The organism is Streptomyces sp. NRRL B-24085 (genome assembly GCF_001282115.1).
Classification (GTDB): domain Bacteria; phylum Actinomycetota; class Actinomycetes; order Streptomycetales; family Streptomycetaceae; genus Streptomyces.
Window position 1 is genome coordinate 15,604 of the sequence record NZ_LJBR01000082.1, and the last position, 20,903, is coordinate 36,506.

Sequence of the window (20,903 nt, forward strand, 5' to 3'; positions counted from 1 at the left end):
GAGGGCCCCGGAGCGGACATCGCGCCCCTGGGCGGAGGCGGGCGGGGGCCGGACACTTACCTCGCATGACGACAGCTCCCGCCGACTCCCCCGGCACCCTCGCTCCCGCATACGGTGACAAGGTCATCGCCGTCGAGGCGGCGGGCTCGGAACCCGTCCCCGAGTCCGAACGGCACGGCGGCCCGCTCCAGTTGCTGTGGACCTGGGCCTCCCCGAACATCGAGTTCGCCACGGTCTTCATCGGGGTGATCGCGGTCCTCTTCTTCGGCCTGAGCTTCTGGCAGGCCACGGCCGCCATCGTGCTCGGCACCGCCCTCGGCGCGCTCACCCAGGGCATCCTGTCCCTGGACGGGCCCCGGTTCGGGGTGCCGCAGATGGTGATCGGCCGCCTCTCCTTCGGGTACCGCGGCAACATCCTGCCCGCCGCGGCCAACGGCCTGGTCGCGGGCGTCGGCTGGTTCGCGGTGAACAGCGTCAGCGCGGCCTACGCGCTCAACACCCTCACCGGGCTGCGGCCGCTGCCCTCCCTCCTCCTCGTGGTGGCCGCCGAGATCCTGATCGGCTTCATCGGCCACAACTTCGTCCACATCTTCGAGAAGTACGCCTTCCCCGTCCTCGCGGTGATCTTCCTGCTGGCCGGGGTGTGGACCTTCAAGGACGCCGACCTCGGCGGGGGCGGCACGGGCGGCGGCATCGGCGGGTTCCTGCTCGCGTTCAGCGCGGCCTGGGGATACGCGGCGGGCTGGAACCCGTACGCCTCGGACTACTCGCGCTATCTCCCCCGTACGGCGAACAGGGCCAGGACGGTTCTGTGTCCGGCGCTCGGCCTGTTCCTGTCGGTCACCGTGGTGGCGGTGACCGGCGCGGCCTCGGCGACCATCGCGGCCCCGGAGGGCGCCACCCCGACGGCCGCCTTCACCGGCCATCTCCCCGGCTGGCTGGGTGACCTGGTCCTGCTCGCGATCATCCTGGGCGCGGTCTCCGCCAACGCCCTCAACGTGTACTCCGGCGCGATCTCGATCGCCTCCTTCGGCCTTGACCTGCCCGCCTGGCTGAGCCGGAGCGTGCTGGTCGTGGTGTCCGGGATCGCCGGTACGGCGGCGGCCTGGGCCTCGCTCTCCGACGCGGGGGCGGCCTACGAGGCGTTCCTGCTGGTGATCGCGTACTGGGTGGCGCCGTGGCTGGGCGTGGTCCTGGTGGAGCGGTGGCTGCGGGCCCGGGTGCCCCAGGAGCGGTCGGCGACCCGCCTCGCCGACCGCTCCTTCACCAACCGGCCCGGCCTCGCGGCCCTGTTGACGGGCGTAGCCGTGTCCGTCCCCCTCTTCTCCAACCAGGAGGACTACGTCGGCTACGTGCCGGAGCACTGGCCGTCGTTCGGGGACATCACCCCCGTGGTCGGCTTCACGGTGAGCGCGCTGCTGTACGCGGTGCTGCGGAGGCGGTTCCCGGCGCGGTGACGGCTCTCAGGCAACCGTGATCGAGTCCAGCTTGGCCCTCAGGTACGCGTGGGAGTCGACCGGTTCGTACGCCACTCGCCCGACGGGTGCCGGGACGGACTCGACGGTCGTGCCGGGGGTGCACTCGCCGAAGTAGACGAGGGACATCAGCTCCTCGGCGGGCGCGTCGGCCGGCGGCGGCAGCACCCGGTGGCGTCCGGACCGCCACCGGTCGCCGGTCCAACGGGCCATCAGATCACCGATGTTGATGGTGAAGGCGTCCGGGTCGAAGGGGGCGTCCTCCCAGCCGCCCGCGTCCGTGAACACCTGGAGCCCGCCCTTGCCGGCCTGCCGGTCGAGGATGGTCACGGTGCCGAAGTCGGTGTGCGGGCCGATGCGGAACTGACCCGGCTGCGGTTCCCCGACGACCTCGGTCCCCGGGTACCAGTTGATGTTGAAGCCGTACGTCGGGTGGTCCATGTGCCGGGAGAAGAAGTCGGGTTCGAGCCCGAGCGCCTCGCCGAGGAGGGTCAGCAGCCGCTTCTCCAGCTCGGCCATGCGCGCCAGGTACTCCTCGCACAGCTCCCGCAGCCCGGGCACCTCGGCGGGCCAGACGTTCGGCGCGTACCACTCCGCGTTGACGACCGGGTCCTCGAAGGGTTCGTGGGTGGCGAAGGTCAGCGACTCCTTCAGGTCGGGCGGGGTCTCGGTGCCCTCCGCGTAGCCGTTGGCCTCGGCGCCGGGGCCGAGCCAGCCACGGCCGCCGACCTTCGCCTCGTACGCCCGCTTCGTCGCCGCGGGCAGCCGGAAGAAGGTCCGCGCCGCCTCCCGGATGCCCGCGCGCAGGGCCGGGTCCACGCCGTGCCCGGTGACCAGGAAGAACCCGGCGGTCTGGAGGGCCTCGTCGAGGGTGCGGGCGACGGCGGCGCGGGCCTCGGGGTCCCCGGAGAGCCAGGGGCGCAGGTCGATGGTCGGAATGCGGGGCTGCGGGGTGTCAGTCACCGATGTCCTCGTTCCACAGTGCCGGGTTCTTCTCGATGAAGTCGGTCATCATCCGGACGCACTCGGGATCGTCGAGCAGCACGATCTCCACGCCGTGCCCGGCCAGCCAGTCGTGCCCGCCGTGGAAGGTGGCGGTTTCCCCGATCACCACGCGCGAGATCCCGAACTGGCGGACCAGCCCGGAGCAGTACCAGCACGGCGACAGGGTGGTCACCATCGTCGTACCGCGGTACGAGCGCTGCCGTCCCGCCGCCCGGAAGGCGGCCGTCTCCGCGTGCATGGAGGGGTCGTCGTCCTGGACGCGCCGGTTGTGGCCCCGTCCGAGGAGGGTGCCATCAGCGCCGTAGAGCGCGGCACCGATGGGGATGCCGCCCTCGGCGAGCCCGGCGCGGGCCTCCTCGACGGCGGCGGCGAGCCACCGGTGTGCCTGTGCCTGATCCATGTCCCTCACTCTCCTGTGGCCGAAACACGAGGGCAACGTGCGGAAAGTACTCTCCCGGCAGCCCACAGCCGGACGAACTGTCGGGAGGCGCGCATGCCCGCACTCACCCTTCGCGAGATCCTCGCCCTCGACCCGGTCCGCGCCGCCGAGCCCGAGCTGCTGGCCGGACACACCGCCCTGGACCGCCCGGTCCGCTGGGTCCTCCCCCTCCTTCTCGACTTCGCTCGAAGCGGGGGGACCCCCATCAGCGAGGTCTACGAAGGCGCGAACTTCCTGGACGGCGGCGAACTGCTGCTCACCAACGGATTCGGGCTGACCGACCCCGACGAGGAGACCCGCCGCCGCTACGTCCGCGAGCTGGCCGCCCGGGGCGCCGCCGGGCTCGCCGTGGAGGTGGGACGCTCCCTGCCGGTCATGCCCGCCGAGGTGGTCGACGAGGCCCGCCGCCGCGGGCTGCCGCTGCTGGCGATGCACCGGGTGGTGCCCTTCGTACGGATCACGGAGGCCGCCAACCGGGCGATCGTGGCCCGCGGGCTGTCGGGCCGTGCGGTGGTACGGCCGTGGGGCGGCGACCACACGGCGGCCCTGCTCGCCGACCTCGCCGACCGGGCGGCGCTGAACCAGCCCGAGGTGGAGGGGCGGGCGGCGCTCGCGGGCTTCCACCCCGGCCCCGGCGCCCGTCTGATCGGGGTGTCCCTGCACGGCACGCGGGACGTGAGCACGGTCGACCGCGCGGTACGGCAGCTGGGCGGGGCGGGGGTGCTGCGGGCCGCCTTCCCGGGGGACGTCCTGGCCCTGCTGTCCCTCCCCGCGGCACGCACCGGTGACCCCGTGAAGGCGGTCCAGGAGGCCTTCCGCACGACGGCGGCCCCCGGACTCACGGTCGCCGTGGGGCACGCCGTGGCCCAGGGCGACGGCTGGCTGCGCTGGAGCGACACACTGCGGGCGGCCCGTACGACACGGGAACTGGCACTGACCGTCCCCTCGGCCGAACCGGCCGCCCCCGACGGCCCGTTGGTGACCTCCTCCCGGGCCCTGGCACTGGAGCGGGAGCTGACCCGGGGCGGGGTGGACGCCAACCGGGACCGCCTGACGGCCCTGGTCCAGCACACCCTGGATCCCCTCCTGACCTGGGACGCCGCCCACCCGAGCGACCTGGTGCGCACCCTGGAGGTCCATCTGCGCAACGGCTGCTCCCCGACCCGCACGGCCGCTCTGCTCCACATCGGCCGCCAGTCGCTGTACCAACGCCTGGAGCGCATCGAGTCGTTGCTGGGCCTGGAGGTGGACGACCCGGACCTGCTGGGCGAGTTGCTGACGGCGACCTGCGCGTACCGGGTGGTGCGCGGGACGCCCACCGTCGTACGCGGCGGGCTGCGGACGGTGGCCTAGCGAAGGGTGACGAGGCTCGGCCCGTTGAAGGGCGCGTAACACGTCACCGTCGCGGGTGTCCGCAACCCGTCCTCCTGCGCGAACACCTTCCGCACGGCCTCGACCGACACCTGCCCGCTCACCACGGGCGCCACCCGGTCGTACAACTCCCGGGCGCGCGGCGGCAACGGAGTGCCCGGCTCCCCCTCGTCCGCGCCCCACACATCCCACAGCAGCGTCTCCACCTTGTTGAGCGCGGCGAGGTCGAGCCTGATGTTCCCGGCCACGAAGCGCTCCCCGAAGAACGGCCCCTCCGCCGGCGGATGCAACCCGAAGGTCTCCTGGTCCGCCCCCTCCTCCCGGATGGCCCGCCAGGCCTCGCCGGCGACGAGGAACCGGGACCGGGGGACGTCCATGGGGTCGAAGTCCACGGGCCAGTGCGCGGTGATCTCCGGGTCCGCCAGCTGCGCGTCCGCCAGCAGCCAGCCCCGTTCCTCGTCCCAGTACTCGGTGACCACGTGGTCGCCGTGGAAGCCGGTGGGCGAGAAGTAGTCGGCGAACCCGGACCTCAGCCGGGCCGGGACGCCGGCATGGCGCAGCAACGAGACGTGCAGCAGCGTGAAGTCGCGGCAGGTCCCGACGAACCGGTCGCCTGGCTCGCGCCGCACGGTCAGCGGGGCGTCGTTCCGGTCCACGACGATGCGCAGGATGTCGTCGAGGTAGCGGGACTCGGCGTCGTTGTGGAGGCGGTCGGTCGGATGGGTGTGGCCGAACAGGCCGCCTTCCAGCCGGTGGATCATCAGGTCGCGCGCGACCCGGGCCAGGCGGGCGGGATCGCGCGGCAACCCGTCGTAGAGACGGACGAGGTCGCCCGGGTCGGTGAACGTGCTCTGCCCGGCATGGAAGGAGAGCGACACGGAGGCCTCCCGGAAGGCGTCATCGACCGCGCGTTCGATTACGGGCCGGTGCACCTCACCGTGTCAAAATTCGCCGCGAAATGTCCAGAAGGCGGTCGTGCGGTCGGGGGCGGCACTCACGAAGCGGGACCCAGGGTTTCCAGCAGACGCTCGAACCGGGCCCGCCACGCGGGCTCCGTCTCACCCTCGCCCTCGTACTCGTGCGTGAAGCGCAGGACCGCCCCGTCGTCCCCGTCCCGCTCCAGATGGAAGCGGACCCGGCCGCCCCGCTCCAGCGTGTACTCGGCGACCCGGTCCACGTCCCACGCGGTGACCTGGCCCTCCCCGAGGCCCGGCAGCACGACCGCGCCGCCGAGCCGGGGTTCGAGCGCCTCCGCCCCGGTCCACCAGGCGGCGAGCCCCTCCGCGGTGGCCACCGCCGGCCAGACCGTCTCCATGGGCGCCGGCAACCGCACCAGGAAGTGCAGCACACGGGTGCTGCCGTGGGTCTGGCTGCTGCCGTGTTCGACGGAACCGGTCATGCCTCCAGGGTCACCCGGAGCCCGGCGTTCCGCACGTGGTCAGACGCCTGCGTACGAGTGCTTGCCGGAGACGAAGATGTTGACGCCGTAGTAGTTGAACAGCCAGCAGCCGAAGGCGAGCATCGCCAGGTAGGCGGCCTTGCGGCCCTTCCAGCCGGCCGTGGCGCGGGCGTGCAGGTAGCAGGCGTAGGCGACCCAGGTGATGAACGACCAGGTCTCCTTCGGGTCCCAGCCCCAGTAGCGGCCCCACGCGTCGCCCGCCCAGATCGCGCCCGCGATGATCGTGAAGGTCCACAGCGGGAAGACGGCCGCGTTGACGCGGTAGGCGAACTTGTCGAGGCTCGCGGAGGCCGGCAGCCGGTCGAGGACGGAGTTCGCGAACCGGCCGGGGGTGCCGCCGGTCGCGATCTTGTTCTCGTAGCTGTCCTTGAAGAGGTACAGGATCGTGGCGACCGCGCCCACGTAGAACACCGCGCCGCAGAAGATCGCGGTGGAGACGTGGATGTACAGCCAGTACGAGTGGAGGGCGGGAACCAACTGGTCGCTGGCGGTGTACAAGACAGTGACGGCGAGACCGAGATCGAGGAGGACCGTGGTGACCAGGAACAGCCCGAGCCAGCGCACGTTCTTCTTCAGGGCCAGCAGCCCCAGGTACACGGCGACGGCCACCGTGGAGAAGGTGATGTTGAACTCGTACATGTTGCCCCAGGGCGCCCGCTCCACCGAGGCCGCGCGGGCGATCACGCCGCCGAGCTCGACGAGGAAGGCGAGCACCGTCAGGGAGATGGCGATACGCCCGTAGAGGTCGCCCTGCTCGTCCCCGCCGTGCGCCCCGGGCCCGTCCGGCACGTCCCGCGCCCCGGCCGCCGACCGCACCACGACCTGCGGCCGCTCCAGTACGGCGGTGCTGCCGCCCTGGTTGACGGTGACGGCGGGCGCCTTGGCCTTGGCCTTGGCCTTCGTGTCGGCGGTGAGCGCGGCGGCCGTGCGGCCGACCTTGCTGCGGCTGCCGAAGAGCCATTCGGCGATGTACGCGAAGAAGGCCAGCGTGTAGACGGCCATCGACGAGTAGATCAGCGTGTTGCTGATGTTGGCGAGGTGTTCGTTGGTGGCGGTGGCCAACTCGGTTGCGGCGGCGAGAGTCACTTCTCAGCCCCTTCGGAGGGTGCTTCTTGGGGTTCGGGGGTGGATTGCTCGGTACTCGGCGTTCGGTCGTACAGGACTCCTGCCAGCTCGCCCAGCTCCTCCGGCAGCTTCGCGGACTCGCTGCGGCCGAGGCCGGCCATCTCCACGACCGTCACACCGTCGTCGCCGCGCACCGCCCGCACCCACACCCGGCGGCGCTGGATGAACAGGGACGCGGCGAGGCCGAAGATCGCGGTGAGGGCACCGCCGAGAGCCCAGCCACTGGCGGGCTGCTGGACGACCTGGAAGTTCGCCCACTGCTTGGTGCCCTCGTAGGTGACCGAGCCGGCACCGTTCGGGAGCTGCATGGTCTCACCGGGCTTGAGGTTCTCCCTGAGCTCCTGGCCCTTGGCGTCCTTGAAGTCCTTCACATGCGACTTGTCGAGCTGGTACACGCTCTGCGGGATGCCCGAGTCGACACCGAGGTCGCCGTGGTACGGCGTGAGGTTGAGCACCGGGTTGAGCAGCGCGGGGAAGGTCGAGGCGGTCTCGCTGCCCTTGGTGTAGGTGGGCAGGAAGAAGGCCGAGATGCCGAGCTGCTCGCTGACGCCCTTGGCGTTGCGGTAGCCGTCGAGGACCTTGATCACACCGGTGGAGGTGACGTTGGAGTCCAGCGGCAGCAGGGCGACCGCGTCATGGAAGACGACGTTGCCCTTGCCGTCCCGCACGGTGATGAGGGGGGCGTAGCCGTGGGCGGTGAGGTAGACCTTCGCGTCGCCGATCTCCAGCGGCTCGTTGACCTTGACGAGGGTCTTGCGCTCCTTGCCGTAGGCGCCCTCGCTGTAGGTGATGGCCGCCTGGTAGAGACGCGGGGTGCCCTTGTTGGGGCCGGTGGTCTCGTAGGTGCCGGTGAACTTGTCCAGGGTGAAGCTGAGCGGCACCAGGTCGCCGGTGTCGAAGAGGTTCCCGGACTTGAAGTCGTCGTACTGGGTGAGGGTGTTGGAGAAGCCGTCGCCCTCGACGACCAGCTTGTTGCCCTCGGACTTGAAGAGCTGGCCCCAGGCGAAGGCGGTCAGCATCACGATCAGCGCGATGTGGAAGGCGAGGTTGCCGACCTCGCGGAGGTAGCCCTTCTCACCGGCGACGTTGTCACCGGCGAGGTGGGCACGGAAGCGCCGCTTCTTCAGCAGGGTGAGCGCGGCCTCGCGGACCTGCTCGGGCTCGGCCCCGGTGCGCCAGGTGGTGTAGGCGGGCAGCCGGGTCAGCCGCCTGGGCGCGCCCGGCGGGCGGCTGCGGAGCTGGCCGACGAACTGCCAGGTGCGGGGCACGATGCAGCCGATGAGGGAGACGAACAGCAGGATGTAGATCGCGGAGAACCACACCGAGCTGTAGACGTGGAAGAGGCCGAGCTTGTCGTAGACGTCCCCGAGGGTGGGGTTCTTCTTGACGAAGTCGGCGACCTTGGTGGCGTCGGTCCCGGTCTGCGGGATCAGCGAGCCGGGGATCGCGCCGAGCGCCACCAGCAGGAGCAGCAGCAGCGCGACCCGCATGGAGGTCAGCTGCCGCCAGAACCAGCGGGCCCAGCCGATCACCCCGAGCGACGGCAGGTTCGGCGCGGACTCGACGGGCGCGGTGGACAGCTGGGAGCCGGCGGCGCCGAGGTCCTGGTCGCCGACGGGGGCGTCGGGGGTGTCGGGTGCGGTCTTGCTCATGGATCAGATCCCCACAGTGAAGCCGGCGGACCAGGACTGGACGTCCTGCACGAGGCGGTCCCACGCGCCGGTCAGCAGCAGCAGCCCGGTCACGATCATCATGGTGCCGCCGATGCGCATGACCCAGACGTAGTGGCGCTTGACCCAGCCGAAGGCGCCGAGCGCCTTGCGGAAGGCGACCGCGGCGAGCACGAAGGGCACCCCGAGGCCGAGGCAGTAGGCGACGGTCAGTATGGCACCGCGGCCCGCGCTGCCCTGCTGGGAGGACAGGGCGATCACCGAGGCGAGGGTCGGGCCGATGCAGGGGGTCCAGCCGATGCCGAACAGCGCGCCGAGCAGCGGGGCGCCGACCAGGCCCATGGTGGGCTTGTTGTGGAAGCGGAACTCCCGCTGGGTCATCCAGGGCATCAGGCCCATGAAGAAGACGCCCATGAGGATCATGAGCACGCCCAGCACCTTGGACAGCACGCCCTGGTTCTCCTGGAGCGTCTGGCCGAAGTAGCCGAACAGCGCCCCGCTGGAGACGAACACCGCGGTGAAGCCGAGCACGAACAGGGAGGCACCCGCGACCATCCGGCCGCGCCGGGCCTCGGCCAGATCCGTGCCGGTGACGCCGGTCACGTACGACAGATAGCCAGGCACCAGCGGCAGGACGCACGGCGAGAAGAAGGAGACGAGGCCGCCGAGGACCGCGATGGGCAGGGCGAGGAGCAGGGCGCCGTTGAGGACGGTGCCGTTGTAGCCCGTCTCGGCGGCGAGCGTGGCGACTGCGCTCACGTCACTTCTCCGCCAGGACCGGGTCGATCATCTTGCGCAGCTTGCCCTCGCTGAGCGCGGCCAGTGAGCGGGCGGCGATCTTCCCGTCCCGGTCGATGACCAGCGTGGAGGGCACGGCCTGCGGGTTGAGGGTGCCCTTGGCGAAGCGGAGCATCAGCTTGCCGGTCGGGTCGTACAGGCTGGGGAAGGTGATGCCCATGTCCTTCTCGAAGGCGCGGGCGTTCTGGACGCTGGTGTCGCGGGTGTTGACGCCGACGAACTGCACGCCCTTGCCCTTGAGCTGCTTGTAGACCGCTTCCAGGTTGGGTGCCTCGGCCCGGCACGGGGCGCACCAGGAGCCCCACATGTTCAGGACGACGACCTTGCCCTTGTAGTCGGCGACGTCGAGCTGCCCCCCGTCGACGGTCTTGCCGGACAGGTCGGGGGCGGCCCCCCGGTCCCCCTGCTCGGCGGTGGAGATGCCGTCCGCGCCCATGATGAAGTTGGTGTCGCCGCCACCGCCCGAGGTGCCGCCCGAGCTGCACGCGGACAGGGTCAGCGCCGCGGCTGCGGCACCCGCGCTGAGCAGGGCGGTGCGGATTCGGGAGCGACTACGGCTGGCGGCACTCATGTGAAAAGTTTCGCATGCCCGTTCCGGGGATCTTGGGCACCCCCCTTGCGGGCGGAAACCCGCATTTCAGGCAGCGTTCGAGGAGGCGGAAGAGGAGGGTGTCGAGGGTGCCTTGAGGAACGTGTTCCAGCCGCCCGCCGGCTCCTGGCCGACGTCGAGCGTGCGCAGCTTGGCGAGCACCTCCGGCTTCTGCACGTCCATCCAGTCGACGAACTGCCGGAAGGAGACCATGCGGACGTCGGCGCCCTTCTCCTTCTCCCGCGCGATGTGCTTGAAGGCCTGCTCCACGGCGTCCATGTAGATGCCGCCGTTCCAGTGCTCGAAGTGGTTGCCCACGAAGAAGGGGGCGCGGTTGGTCTCGTAGGCCCGCTGGAAGCCGGCGATGTAGGCCCCGGCGGACTGCTCACGCCAGCCCGGGTAGTTGTGGGCGGGCGCGTTGGTCGAGTTGATCGACTGGTTGGCGAGCATGTTGTAGTCCATGGACAGGACCTCGAAGCCGCGTCCGGGGAACGGTATCTGCTGAAGCGGCAGGTCCCATATGCCGTTCTTCTTCCCGGGCCAGACCTGGCGGCCGCCGGGCGAGGAGGCGTCGTAGCGCCAGCCGAGCTCGCGGGCGGTGGGCAACAGGTTGTCCTGGCCCAGCAGGCAGGGGGTGCGGCCGCCGACGAGTTCCTTGTCGTAGTCGAAGGGCAGCGCGGGCAGGTCGGTCCAGCCGGTGTTGGTGCGCCACTCCTTGACGAAAGCTTTCGCCTGCTGGATCTCGCTCTTCCACTGCTGGGGCGTCCAGTTGCCGACGGTGCCGTAGCCGGAGCAGAAGTGACCGTTGAAGTGGGTGCCGATCTCGTGCCCCTCGAGCCAGGCCCGGCGGATGTTGGTCAGGGTCGCCTTGACGTGCTCGTCGGTGAGGTAGCCGATGTCGGAGGCACCGCGGGGGTTGTTCGGGGGGTCGTAGAGCCGCTTCTTCGACTCGGGCAGCAGATACAGCCCGGAGAGGAAGAAGGTCATGTGCGCGTCGTGCTTCCTGGCGAGGTCGAGGAAGCGCGGGAAGAGGCCGTTACCGACCTCGCCGGCGCCGTCCCAGGAGAAGACGACGAACTGCGGCGGGGTCTGGCCGGGCTCCAGCGGCACCGGCTTGCCGGGCTGGTGGGGCTGCTTGCCGGTGAAGGAGGTGGAGCCGTCGCCGATGGGGCGCGCGGTGGGGGTCGGCTTCTTGCTGGGCGGGGAGCCGGCCCCGTGGGTCACCCCGTCCGAGCCGTCCGAGCCGGTGAGAGTGCCGCACCCCGAGAGTCCGACGGCGGCCGCGGCGCCCGCCCCGAGGCCTATGGCTCCCCTTCGAGTGAGAGAGTGCATGCTTCCCCGATTCGTCACGTGCTTGGGTGGTCACCCAGTCAGAGGCAGTGACGAGGGGGGAGGTTCCAGGCCGTTTTTCCGGATTACGTAACAACGAGGCCGAGGTGGCGCGCCCCTGACAGGGGCGCGGGGAACTGCGCGACCAGCCACAACGGACCCGCAGCTCCCCACGAACCGACTACGCCCCGAACGCCTTGCTCTTGCCCTTCACCGGCCGCGCACCCGCCCGGAGATGAACCGGCACCAGGTCGATCGCCGGCTCGCTGTACCCCACGGACACGATCCGGTCGCCCTGGTACGTGAAGGACGTCAGGGAGGCGAGCGTGCACTGCCGCTTGCGCGGGTCGTGCCACAGCCGCCGCTTCTCGACGTAGGACCGCACGATCCAGATCGGCAGCTGATGGCTGACCAGGACGGCCTCGTGCCCGCGCGCCCGGTCCCTGGCCGCGTCCAGCGCCCCCTTCATCCGGACGACCTGGTCGATGTACGGCTCGCCCCAGGACGGCTTGAAGGGGTTGACGAGGTGCTTCCAGTTCTCCGGGTTCTTCAGCGCCCCGTCGCCGACGCCGAAGGTCTTGCCCTGGAAGACGTTCTCCGCCTCGATGAGCCGCTCGTCGGTCGCGAGGTCGAGGCCGTGCGCCTTGGCGATCGGCGTGGCCGTCTCCTGCGCCCGCTCCAGCGGGGAGGCGCAGACATAGGTGACGTCCCGGGGGGCGAGGTGCTCGGCGACCCGGTCGGCCATCTGCCGGCCGAGCTCGGAGAGGTGGTAGCCCGCGAGACGGCCGTAGAGGACCCCGTCGGGGTTGGCGACCTCGCCGTGCCGCATCAGGTGGACGACGGTGATGTCGCTGTTGCTGGGGGTGCTCATGCTGCCGTGGCCTCCGCCGCCGCTCGGGCCGCCGCCGGGAGGGCGTCGGCGATGCGCTGAACCGCCTGGTCGTCGTGGGCCGTGGAGACGAACCACGACTCGAAGGAGGACGGCGGCAGGTAGACGCCGTTCTCCAGGAGGGAGTGGAAGAACGCGGTGAACCGGAAGGACTCCTGTGCCTTGGCGTCCTCGTAGTCGCGCACCGGCCGGTCGGTGAAGAACACCGAGAACATGTTGGAGGCGGTCTGCACGGTGTGCGCGACGCCCTCCTTGCCGAGCGCCTCGGAGACCAGTGAGCGGATCTGCTCGGAGACGGCGTCGACCTTGGCGTAGGCCGCGTCGTCGAGCAGCCGCAGCTGGGCGAGGCCGGCGGCGGTGGCGACCGGGTTCCCGGAGAGGGTGCCGGCCTGGTAGACGGGTCCGGCGGGGGCGAGGTGGGCCATGACGTCGGCGCGGCCACCGAAGGCGGCGGCCGGGAACCCGCCGCCCATGACCTTCCCGAAGGTCATGAGGTCGGGGCGGACCCCGTCGATGCCGTACCAGCCGCTCCTGCTGGTACGGAACCCGGTCATGACCTCGTCGGAGATGTAGAGGGCGCCGTTCTGCGCGCAGGCGTCCTTCAGTCCCTGGTTGAAGCCGGGCAGCGGCGGCACGACTCCCATGTTGCCGGGCGAGGCCTCGGTGATCACACAGGCGATCTCGCCGGGGTGCCGGTGGAAGGCCTCGTGCACGGCCTCGAGGTCGTTGTACGGCAGCACGATCGTGTCGCCGGCCTGGGCACCGGTGACCCCGGGGGTGTCGGGCAGCGCGAAGGTGGCGACGCCGGAACCGGCCGCGGCGAGCAGCGAGTCGACGTGACCGTGGTAACACCCGGCGAACTTGATGACCTTGGTGCGGCGGGTGAAGCCGCGGGCGAGCCGGATCGCCGACATGGTGGCCTCGGTCCCGCTGGAGACGAGCCGCACCTGGTCGACGGGCTCGACCCGGGCGACGATCTCCTCGGCGAGCGCGACCTCGCCCTCACCGGGGGTGCCGAAGGAGGTGCCCTTCGCCACCGCTTCCTGGACGGCGGCGATGACCTCGGGGTGCGCGTGCCCGAGGATCATGGGGCCCCAGGAGCAGACGAGGTCGACGTACTCCCGCCCGTCGGCGTCGGTCAGGTAGGGCCCGGTGCCGGACACCATGAAGCGGGGGGTGCCGCCCACGGCACGGAAGGCGCGGACCGGGGAGTTCACGCCGCCGGGCGTGACGGCAGACGCGCGGTCGAACAGGGCCTGCGAGACAGGCGCCTCGTATGAATAGGGCAATTCACTCATATCCTGCGACTACTCCGACCTTCTCCGGTTTGTTCGGCTTTCTCGACTCCGTTGCCGGTGACTACCTCAGGGTAGGCCAGCCCTCGCAACCCCCCGGCGTCCCGCGATCTGCGAAACTGGATGCAGATACACACAGCTCACGGAGACGATGGCGCGCAGTCGTGTGTTCAGGGGCTGCGAAGATCCTGCGGACAGGTGTTTCAACGCACGTTTCGGCGGGCGGCCGTGGGGGAGGTCACTGACACGATGATCGGGTTGCGCGGCGGGGCCTGCGCGTCCTAGAAAAGCAGTCGGGTGGAGATATGCATCGCGGTGGCGGACTGGGCGAGGGGACTGACGACCTGGGTCCTCGACGTGCCCGGCGGGGAAGGCACCGGCGCGAGGCGGAGGAAGCGGCCGAGACACGTCAGGGACGCGGTGCTCCGGGCACCCCGGATGAGTCGGAACGCGACGAGCGACGTATCGAACGTCGTATCGATCCGTTGAGGGCGGGAAGCAGGAATGGTGGTCGGGTGGGGGTGACGTACAAGTACTTCGGCGCGCCCGACGGCGCGACCGCGGCCCGGGTCCCGATCTCGATGCGCCCCGAGGAACTCGGCGGCGACGAGCTCGGGATGAACGGCATGTTCACCAAGATCAAGCCGGAGACCATGGCGGCCATGGTCCTCACCGGCATCGAGGGCGTCCCCCTGCACAAGGTCCCCCCGCTCGAACTGGTCGTCCTGCACCCCGACTACGCGGTGGTCAAGCTCCCCATGACGGTCGTGGACCCACTGCGCGGCATAGGCGAGGAAGCGGTCGGCGCGGCGGCGTTCATCTGGTCGACGGTCCCGGACCGGGGCGGCCCGCGGGATGCGTTCAACGTCTACCAACTGCTGCACGAGTGGCAGGACTTCAGCCATCGGTTGCATGAGGCGGGGCATCAGCCGTACTGCCTCGTGTGGCCCTGAGCTGAGGCTTCCCGAGAGTGGGGCGAGGTCTTCGGGCCTCGCCCTTTTGGCGTCGGCGGCAGCCCGGTCGTCGACACCTGCGCGGTCCCCGGCGGCGCTCTAACACTGGCCTCAGGTCGGCCGGGGACAATGAGCCGCAAAACATCGACGGGAGGGGGCGGGCCGGGCGTGCGGATCATGATCGCGGATGACGAAGCGGCCATCCGGGATTCCCTGGAGCGGGTGCTCCAGGTCGAGGGTTACGACACCAGCACCGTCGCCAACGGTCTCGCCGTGCTCGACGGGGTCGGCGGGGCGGGCGGTGACACGCTGGACCTGCTGATCCTCGACGTGATGATGCCCCGCCTCGGCGGGTTGGAGACCTGCCGGCGGTTGCGGGCCGCGGGCCGGGATCTGCCGGTGTTGATGCTGACCGCCCGTGACCAGGTCTCCGACCGGGTCGCGGGGCTGGACGCGGGCGCCGACGACTACCTGCCCAAGCCGTTCGCCACCGAGGAGTTGCTGGCCCGGGTGCGGGCCCTGCTGCGCCGGCGCACGCCGACCGACGAGGAGTCGCAGATCCTGTCGTTCGCCGACGTCCGGCTCGACCCCGACCGGTTCGAGGCGTGGCGGGGCGGGCGGTCGCTGCACCTGACCCGGACCGAGTTCTCCCTCCTGGAGGTCCTGATCAGCAACGCGACCCGGGTCGTGACCCGTGACGCGCTGTTCGAGGCGATCTGGGGCTGGGGCATGAGCTCCACCGCCAACAACCTCCAGGTGTACGTGAGCTACCTGCGCCGCAAGATGGAGGCCGAGGGCGAGCCGCGCTTGATCTACACGCTGCGCGGCCTGGGATACACGCTGCGGGAGACCCCTCCGTGAGCAGGCCCACCGGCCGGGAACCGCGCCGGCTGACCCGATGGTGGCGCCGGCGGTCCCTGCGGGCCAGGCTGACGGTGATCGCGGCGACGGCCATCGCGGTCAGCGTGTTCGTGGCCTTCCAGGTGGCCAGCGAGCTGCTGGGCGGGGAGCTCCAGGACAGCGCCAAGGATCAGTTGCGCGCCGATTCCCGCGTCCTGGCGGCGGACGCGGAGCGCGCCGGTCCGGCTCAGGTCCGGCTGCCGCCGTATCCCGGATCAGGTCGGCTGGTGCGGGTCATCCTGCCCGACGGCTCGGTCCGCACGCCGGCCGGCCAACCCTCGCTGCCCCCGGTCAGCGAGCGCGCCGAGCGCGTGGCGCGGGGCGTGTCGGCCGACCTGATGGAGTCGGACGACAGCGACGAGGACGGCTACCTCGTCTACACGCTGCGGGCCGGCGACGGCGCGGTCCAGGTGGCCCACGTCGTCGACGACAGCCCGCTCAACCGGTTCGGGGCGGGCATGCTGCTGATCGGGCTGCTCTGCGTGGTCGGCGGCGCCCTTGTCGGGCGGACCGTGGCACGGGCCGGGCTGGCACCGATCGACCGGCTGACCGCCGCCGCGGTACGTGTCGCGGACACCCGGGATCTCGACGCCGACATCCCGGACGAGGGCGGCGGGGAGATCCGGCGGCTGATCCGGTCGATCAACGACATGCTCGCCGCGCTCCGCGACTCCCGGCGGGCCCAGCGGCTGCTCGCCGAGGACGCCGCCCACGAGCTCAAGACCCCGCTCACCAGCCTGCGCCTCAACGCCGAGCTGCTGATCCGGCTCGATCGGCGCGGCACCCTGGACAGCGCGCTACCGGCGGAGAGCCGGACCCGGCTGCTCAAGGATCTCGGCGCCCAGGTGGCCGAGTTGAGCACCCTCGTCGCCGAATTGACCGACCTGGCGCGCGGTGACGTCAGCGACGAGAGCACCGAGCTGCTCGACCTCGCCGACGTGGTGGTGGCCGCCGCGGCCCGGGCGCGTTCCCGCGTGCCCGACATCGAGATCGCGCTCGACGTGACCTCTGTCTGGGTGAGCGGGCGTCCCGCCGCGCTCGAGCGGGCGGTGCTCAACCTCGTCGACAACGCCGGCAAGTGGTCCCCCGGGGACCAGCCGGTCCAGGTCCGGCTCCATGCCGAGGGCATGTCGGCGGTGCTCGAGGTCGACGACGCCGGGCCGGGCATCGACGCCGCCGACGTACCGCGGGTGTTCGACCGGTTCTACCGTGCCGACAGCGCCCGGGCGTTGCCGGGATCCGGTCTGGGGCTGTCGATCGTGCAGCGGGTCGTCGACGCCCACGGCGGCCGGGCCACCGTCACCCGCTCCGCACGCGGTGGCGCACTGCTCCGGATCGACCTCCCGGCCGCGCCCCCGCCCACGCCGATCACACGGCCCACCGCCGGGGAGGACACCCCGAGGCGCTGACCCGCCAGGCGGCGCGGCGCAGAACAGGGGGCGGCGGCCCTCGGGCACGGCTCCACACGCCCCACCGCCGAGGCAGGACCCCACGAGATGCCGACCCGCCCGGCGGCACAGCGCAGGACAAGGAACGGCGGACCTCGGGCACGGCCCCACGCGACCCACCGCCGGCGAAGACACCCCGGGGCGCTGACCCGCCAGGCGGCACAGCGCAGGACAGGTGATAACGGCCCTCGGGCATGGCCCCACGCGGCCCACCGCCGGGGCAGGACCGCGTAGTGCGGCGTGGGCCGGCGCTGGTGGCTCCGGCGTGGGCCGGCGTCGGTGGCTCGTCCCGCGGTGCGCCGGCCCCAGCCCCGGCCGCACGGCGCGGGACAAGCGGTCCGCCACCGGACAGGGCTTCGCGATGCCCAGACCCCGGCCCTCGGCGCGGGGCGCAGGACCACCGGGCGGGGTCCGTCGGCTCCGTAAAAAAGCGGGACGGGCCTGGGGCCCGTCCCGGATCTTGTCCGTGCCGCCGCGCTCACCGTTGCAGCGCGGCCTCCTCGTCGGCGGTGAGCGGCTGTCGACCGTCCGGCAGCTCGGCCGCCGGACGGGACAGCCGGCTCGGCCACCACATCCGGCGGCCGATCAGCAGGGTGAGCGCGGGCACCAGGACCGACCGCACCAGCAGGGCGTCGAGCAGCACGCCGAAGGCCACCAGGAACCCGACCTCGATCAGCATCACCAGCGGAAGTGTGGCGAGGACCGCGAACGTGGCGGCCAGGACCAGGCCGGCCGAGGTGATGACACCACCGGTGGCGGAGAGGGCTTTGAGCATGCCCGCCGCGGTGCCGAGACGCACGGTCTCCTCCCGGGCCCGGCTGGCCAGGAAGATGTTGTAGTCGACGCCGAGCGCCACCAGGAACAGGAACGCCAGCAGCGGCACCGAGTAGTCGACACCCTTGAAACCGAGGACCGTGTCGAAGACGAACACGCTGCCGCCGAAGGCCGCGGCGAACGAGACGATCACCGTGGCCATCAGGACCAGCGGGGCCACGATCGCGCGCAGCAGCAGCCCGAGGACGATCAGGACGACGACGAGCACCAGCGGGATCACCAGCTTCTCGTCGCGCTCGGTGGTCACCTCGGTGTCCATGTTCTCCGCACTCGGCCCGCCGACGATCGCCTCCGCCCCGCGCACCGCGTGCACGGCGGTGCGCACCCGCTTGATCGTGTCGTACTCCGCGGCGGTGTCCGGCGCGTCCTTCGGGAACACCGAGATGTTCGCCCAGCCCCCGCTGGTCTGCTCCGGGACGGCCAGGGCCACCCCGCGGGTGTCCTTGACGACATCGAGGACGCGCTCCTGATGCGCCGGCCGCGTGAAGACCGTCATCGGCTGGCCGCCGAGCTCAGGGAAGTGCTGGCGGAGAACGGCGAACCCGGTGACCGACTCCGGCGCGGACAGGAACTGGTCCTGCTCCCGCAGGGCGCCGGTGTTGCCCGCCAGCCCGAGGGCGAGCACGCCGAGGATGCCGAGCGAGCCGAGCGTCGCCACCCACCGGCGACGGCTGAGGGCGGCGCCGAGCCGTCCCCACAGCCCCGGCTTCTCCTCCACGGCCGTGCTGAACCGCGGGACGGCCGGCCAGAAGATCCGCCTGCCGAGCACCACGAGCACCGCCGGGAACAGCGTCAGCATGGCCACCAGCGCGCACAGGATGCCGGCCGCACCGATCGGCCCCAGCCCGCTGGTGCTGTTGAGGTCCGCGACGAGCAGGCAGAGCAGGCCGGCGACCACGGTGGCCGCGGACGCGACGACGGCCGGGGCCGCGCCGCGCAGCGCGTGGACCATCGCGACCCGGACGTTCTCGTGGTGGTGCAGGGCCTCCCGGTACCGGGCGATGAGCAACAGCGCGTAGTCCGTGCCGACGCCGAACACCAGGATCGTCAGCAGCGCCGAGTTCTGGTCGTTGACCACGATGCCGAAGCCCTTGACGAGCAGGTAGACGGTCCCCATCGCGGTGAGTGCGGCCGCGCCCACGGCCAGCAGCGGGATGATCCACAGCACCGGGCTGCGGTAGGTGAGGATGAGCAGGAGCGTGACGACGGCGATGGTGGTGAGGAGGACCTGCACGTCGATGCCGTCGAAGACGGCTTCCATGTCGCCGTCGATCGCGCCTGGGCCGGTCACGTCGAGTTCCAGGCCCGAGGGGCGGTCCTTCGCGGCGTCTCGCAACGGGCCGACGATTTCCTCCGGTGCGCCGTAGGCCGTGCTCACGTCGAGGGTGAACATCATCGCCTTGTGGTCGCTGGAGGGGCTCACCGGTGAGCCCTCGTCGTCCTCGCCGGCCGCCGCCGTCCCCTTCGGCGGGTACCGCTTGGTCAGGGTGCCGTAGTGGCGCTCGACCGTCGCGCGGTCGGCGTCGGTCATGCCGCCGGCGCGGTGGTACACGAAGACGAACGTGTTGTCGTCGCCGCCGGGGAGGCGGTCGTCCAGCACCGCCGCCTTGGTGGACTCGGCGCCGGCCGGCAGGGTGTCCACGGCGCTGTCGGTGGTGACCGAGCTGAGCTTTCCGCTCAGCGGCACCATGCCCACCGCCAGCACCAGCCACAGACCGATCACCAACCACGGCACCCACCGGCCTGCCAATCGGCCGACCGGCGCTTGTCCGGGCGGCGCTGCGTCGACTGCCATCACTAGCCTCCTGCATACGGGTCACTTCGCTTGTCTGGATGCCGACTTCCTAGCGAGCGAACCTGAGGCGACTGTTAATGCGGTGCTCAGACCGGTCGGCCGAGCATGGCGAAAGGGCGGGGTCCCGGGACCCCGCCCTTCTTCTCCGTGCAGGCGTGCTCAGGCCGCCTTGCGGTCCCTCTCCGCGTGGGCCCGGATGATGTCCGCGTAGCGGTAGCCGGTGCCCTTGATCGTGCGCCGCTGGGTCTCGTAGTCGACGTGGACCAGACCGAAGCGCTTGTCGTAGCCGTAGGCCCACTCGAAGTTGTCCAGCAGGGACCAGGCGAAGTAGCCGGCCAGCGGGGCGCCCTTGCGGGCGGCGGACGCGCAGGCGGCCAGGTGGTCGACCAGGTACTGCTGGCGTTCCGGGTCGTCGACCGTCCCGTCGGGGCGTACGACGTCGGGGTAGGCGGAGCCGTTCTCGGTGACGTAGATCTTGCGGGCGCCGTACTCGTTCGTGAGGCGGAGCAGGAGGGTCTCGATGCCGGACGCGTCGATCTCCCAGTCCATGCCGGTGCGGGGGACGCCGGGGCGGGCGACCTGGCGGGCCCGGGGTGCCGGTCCGGTGGGGTCGTCGGCCACGGTGACCGGCATGTAGTAGTTGAGGCCGATCCAGTCCAGCGGGGTGGCGATCACCGCGAGGTCGCCGTCCCGCTCCGGGAGGTCGACGCCGTAGACCTCGCGCATGTCCGCCGGGAAGCCGCGGCCGTGGACCGGGTCGAGCCACCAGCGGTTGGTGTGGCCGTCCATGCGGCGGGCGGCGGCGAGGTCCTCGGGGCTGTCGGTGGCCGCGTGCACGGTGGAGAGGTTGGTGACGAGGCCGATCTGGGCGGACGGGGAGGCGGCGCGGATCGCCTGGGCGGCCAGGCCGTGGCCGAGGAGCAGGTGGTAGGAGGCGCGGACGGCGGCCGTGAGGTCGGTCAGACCCGGGGCCATCTTCCCTTCCAGGTGGCCGATCCAGGCCGAGCACAGGGGTTCGTTGAGGGTGGTCCAGTGGTCGACCCGGTCCCCGAGCCGCTCGGCCACGACCGAGGCGTACGCGGCGAAGTGCTCGGCGGTCTCGCGGGCGGGCCAGCCGCCGCGGTCCTGGAGGACCTGGGGCAGGTCCCAGTGGTAGAGGGTGACGGACGGGGTGATGCCGGCGGCCAGCAGGGCGTCGATCAACTGGTCGTAGAAGTCGAGGCCCTTGGGGTTGACCGGGCCGTCGCCGCCGGGCAGCACGCGCGGCCAGGCGACGGACAGCCGGTAGGCGTTGGTGCCGAGCCGGCGCATGAGGCCGATGTCCTCGCGCCAGCGGTGGTAGTGGTCGCAGGCGACGTCGCCGGTGTCGCCGCCGGCGACCTTGCCGGGGGTGTGCGAGAAGGTGTCCCAGATCGACGGCGAGCGGCCGTCCTCCGACACGGCTCCCTCGATCTGGTAGGCCGCCGTGGCCGTGCCCCACAGGAAGTCGTGCGGGAGTGCGGCGAGGTCGATGCTCACGAAAGTCCTTT

Annotated in this window: 18 protein-coding genes; 5 read left to right on the plus strand and 13 right to left on the minus strand. The window is 71.3% G+C overall.

What is annotated here, in order from left to right; translation table 11 throughout:
- Positions 1 to 65: 65 nt before the first annotated feature.
- Positions 66 to 1,457, plus strand: a complete 1,392-nt coding sequence (locus AOJ26_RS12000; protein WP_053848232.1) for a purine-cytosine permease family protein — start codon at positions 66 to 68, stop codon at positions 1,455 to 1,457.
- Positions 1,458 to 1,463: 6 nt separating this feature from the next.
- Here the strand turns inward: AOJ26_RS12000 and AOJ26_RS12005 are convergent, their stop codons facing one another.
- Positions 1,464 to 2,438, minus strand: a complete 975-nt coding sequence (locus tag AOJ26_RS12005) for an isopenicillin N synthase family dioxygenase (RefSeq protein WP_053848233.1) — start codon at positions 2,436 to 2,438, stop codon at positions 1,464 to 1,466.
- Positions 2,431 to 2,880 carry a nucleoside deaminase gene (locus AOJ26_RS12010; RefSeq protein ID WP_179200209.1) on the minus strand — a complete coding sequence of 150 codons (450 nt, stop codon included), beginning with the start codon at positions 2,878 to 2,880 and terminating at the stop codon, positions 2,431 to 2,433. The genes AOJ26_RS12005 and AOJ26_RS12010 overlap by 8 nt, the downstream gene beginning before the upstream one ends.
- A 93-nt stretch (positions 2,881 to 2,973) precedes the next feature.
- On the opposite strand from AOJ26_RS12010, the gene AOJ26_RS12015 reads away from it, so the two are divergent.
- A complete protein-coding gene (locus tag AOJ26_RS12015; protein ID WP_053848235.1) occupies positions 2,974 to 4,272 on the plus strand; it encodes a PucR family transcriptional regulator in 1,299 nt (432 codons plus the stop codon).
- Here AOJ26_RS12015 and AOJ26_RS12020 read toward each other — a convergent pair.
- From AOJ26_RS12020 to hemL, 9 genes are all read right to left on the minus strand, one after another.
- Positions 4,269 to 5,168 (minus strand): transglutaminase-like domain-containing protein, encoded by a 900-nt coding sequence (locus AOJ26_RS12020; protein ID WP_053848260.1) that lies wholly within the window; start codon positions 5,166 to 5,168, stop codon positions 4,269 to 4,271. The two genes, AOJ26_RS12015 and AOJ26_RS12020, sit on opposite strands and share 4 nt — an antisense overlap.
- Before the next feature lie 116 nt (positions 5,169 to 5,284).
- Complete coding sequence (locus tag AOJ26_RS12025) at positions 5,285 to 5,689, minus strand: SRPBCC domain-containing protein (RefSeq protein ID WP_053848236.1); 405 nt, start codon at positions 5,687 to 5,689, stop codon at positions 5,285 to 5,287.
- Positions 5,690 to 5,728: 39 nt separating this feature from the next.
- Positions 5,729 to 6,835 (minus strand): c-type cytochrome biogenesis protein CcsB, encoded by a 1,107-nt coding sequence (gene ccsB, locus AOJ26_RS12030; protein ID WP_053848237.1) that lies wholly within the window; start codon positions 6,833 to 6,835, stop codon positions 5,729 to 5,731.
- Entirely contained in the window at positions 6,832 to 8,526 is a 1,695-nt protein-coding gene (resB, locus tag AOJ26_RS12035) for a cytochrome c biogenesis protein ResB (RefSeq protein WP_053848238.1), read from the minus strand. The genes ccsB and resB overlap by 4 nt, the downstream gene beginning before the upstream one ends.
- Positions 8,527 to 8,529: 3 nt before the next feature.
- Positions 8,530 to 9,303, minus strand: a complete 774-nt coding sequence (locus tag AOJ26_RS12040) for a cytochrome c biogenesis CcdA family protein (RefSeq protein WP_053848239.1) — start codon at positions 9,301 to 9,303, stop codon at positions 8,530 to 8,532.
- 1 nt (position 9,304) lies between these two features.
- Positions 9,305 to 9,913, minus strand: a complete 609-nt coding sequence (locus AOJ26_RS12045; protein WP_053848240.1) for a TlpA family protein disulfide reductase — start codon at positions 9,911 to 9,913, stop codon at positions 9,305 to 9,307.
- Between the two features lie 66 nt (positions 9,914 to 9,979).
- Complete coding sequence (locus AOJ26_RS12050; RefSeq protein ID WP_053848241.1) at positions 9,980 to 11,263, minus strand: hypothetical protein; 1,284 nt, start codon at positions 11,261 to 11,263, stop codon at positions 9,980 to 9,982.
- 178 nt (positions 11,264 to 11,441) lie between these two features.
- The gene (locus AOJ26_RS12055; RefSeq protein ID WP_053848242.1) at positions 11,442 to 12,131 is read right to left on the minus strand and encodes a histidine phosphatase family protein; all 690 of its coding nucleotides are present in this window, start codon (positions 12,129 to 12,131) and stop codon (positions 11,442 to 11,444) included.
- The gene (gene hemL, locus AOJ26_RS12060; RefSeq protein WP_053848243.1) at positions 12,128 to 13,447 is read right to left on the minus strand and encodes a glutamate-1-semialdehyde 2,1-aminomutase; all 1,320 of its coding nucleotides are present in this window, start codon (positions 13,445 to 13,447) and stop codon (positions 12,128 to 12,130) included. The genes AOJ26_RS12055 and hemL overlap by 4 nt, the downstream gene beginning before the upstream one ends.
- Before the next feature lie 302 nt (positions 13,448 to 13,749).
- Here hemL and AOJ26_RS12065 point away from each other — a divergent pair, with 302 nt between their 5' ends.
- The 3 genes from AOJ26_RS12065 to AOJ26_RS12075 all read left to right on the plus strand — a co-directional run bounded on the left by AOJ26_RS12065 (position 13,750) and on the right by AOJ26_RS12075 (position 16,706).
- A complete protein-coding gene (locus AOJ26_RS12065; protein ID WP_078959859.1) occupies positions 13,750 to 14,397 on the plus strand; it encodes a hypothetical protein in 648 nt (215 codons plus the stop codon).
- Positions 14,398 to 14,565: 168 nt separating this feature from the next.
- Positions 14,566 to 15,258 carry a response regulator transcription factor gene (locus AOJ26_RS12070; protein WP_053848244.1) on the plus strand — a complete coding sequence of 231 codons (693 nt, stop codon included), beginning with the start codon at positions 14,566 to 14,568 and terminating at the stop codon, positions 15,256 to 15,258.
- The gene (locus AOJ26_RS12075) at positions 15,255 to 16,706 is read left to right on the plus strand and encodes a HAMP domain-containing sensor histidine kinase (RefSeq protein WP_053848245.1); all 1,452 of its coding nucleotides are present in this window, start codon (positions 15,255 to 15,257) and stop codon (positions 16,704 to 16,706) included. The genes AOJ26_RS12070 and AOJ26_RS12075 overlap by 4 nt, the downstream gene beginning before the upstream one ends.
- Before the next feature lie 517 nt (positions 16,707 to 17,223).
- Here the strand turns inward: AOJ26_RS12075 and AOJ26_RS12080 are convergent.
- Positions 17,224 to 19,374, minus strand: a complete 2,151-nt coding sequence (locus AOJ26_RS12080) for an MMPL family transporter (RefSeq protein ID WP_053848246.1) — start codon at positions 19,372 to 19,374, stop codon at positions 17,224 to 17,226.
- Positions 19,375 to 19,533: 159 nt separating this feature from the next.
- Positions 19,534 to 20,892 (minus strand): GH1 family beta-glucosidase, encoded by a 1,359-nt coding sequence (locus tag AOJ26_RS12085; RefSeq protein ID WP_053848247.1) that lies wholly within the window; start codon positions 20,890 to 20,892, stop codon positions 19,534 to 19,536.
- Positions 20,893 to 20,903: the final 11 nt, after the last annotated feature.

Bases quoted from the DNA above. Each gene is read 5' to 3' on its own strand.
- AOJ26_RS12000 (WP_053848232.1), top strand. From the start codon at position 66: ATGACGACAGCTCCCGCCGACTCCCCCGGCACCCTCGCTCCCGCATAC.
- AOJ26_RS12010 (WP_179200209.1), bottom strand. From the start codon at position 2,880: ATGGATCAGGCACAGGCACACCGGTGGCTCGCCGCCGCCGTCGAGGAG.
- AOJ26_RS12015 (WP_053848235.1), top strand. From the start codon at position 2,974: ATGCCCGCACTCACCCTTCGCGAGATCCTCGCCCTCGACCCGGTCCGC.
- AOJ26_RS12025 (WP_053848236.1), bottom strand. From the start codon at position 5,689: ATGACCGGTTCCGTCGAACACGGCAGCAGCCAGACCCACGGCAGCACC.
- resB (WP_053848238.1), bottom strand. From the start codon at position 8,526: ATGAGCAAGACCGCACCCGACACCCCCGACGCCCCCGTCGGCGACCAG.
- AOJ26_RS12045 (WP_053848240.1), bottom strand. From the start codon at position 9,913: ATGAGTGCCGCCAGCCGTAGTCGCTCCCGAATCCGCACCGCCCTGCTC.
- AOJ26_RS12050 (WP_053848241.1), bottom strand. From the start codon at position 11,263: ATGCACTCTCTCACTCGAAGGGGAGCCATAGGCCTCGGGGCGGGCGCC.
- AOJ26_RS12055 (WP_053848242.1), bottom strand. From the start codon at position 12,131: ATGAGCACCCCCAGCAACAGCGACATCACCGTCGTCCACCTGATGCGG.
- hemL (WP_053848243.1), bottom strand. From the start codon at position 13,447: ATGAGTGAATTGCCCTATTCATACGAGGCGCCTGTCTCGCAGGCCCTG.
- AOJ26_RS12065 (WP_078959859.1), top strand. From the start codon at position 13,750: ATGCATCGCGGTGGCGGACTGGGCGAGGGGACTGACGACCTGGGTCCT.
- AOJ26_RS12080 (WP_053848246.1), bottom strand. From the start codon at position 19,374: ATGGCAGTCGACGCAGCGCCGCCCGGACAAGCGCCGGTCGGCCGATTG.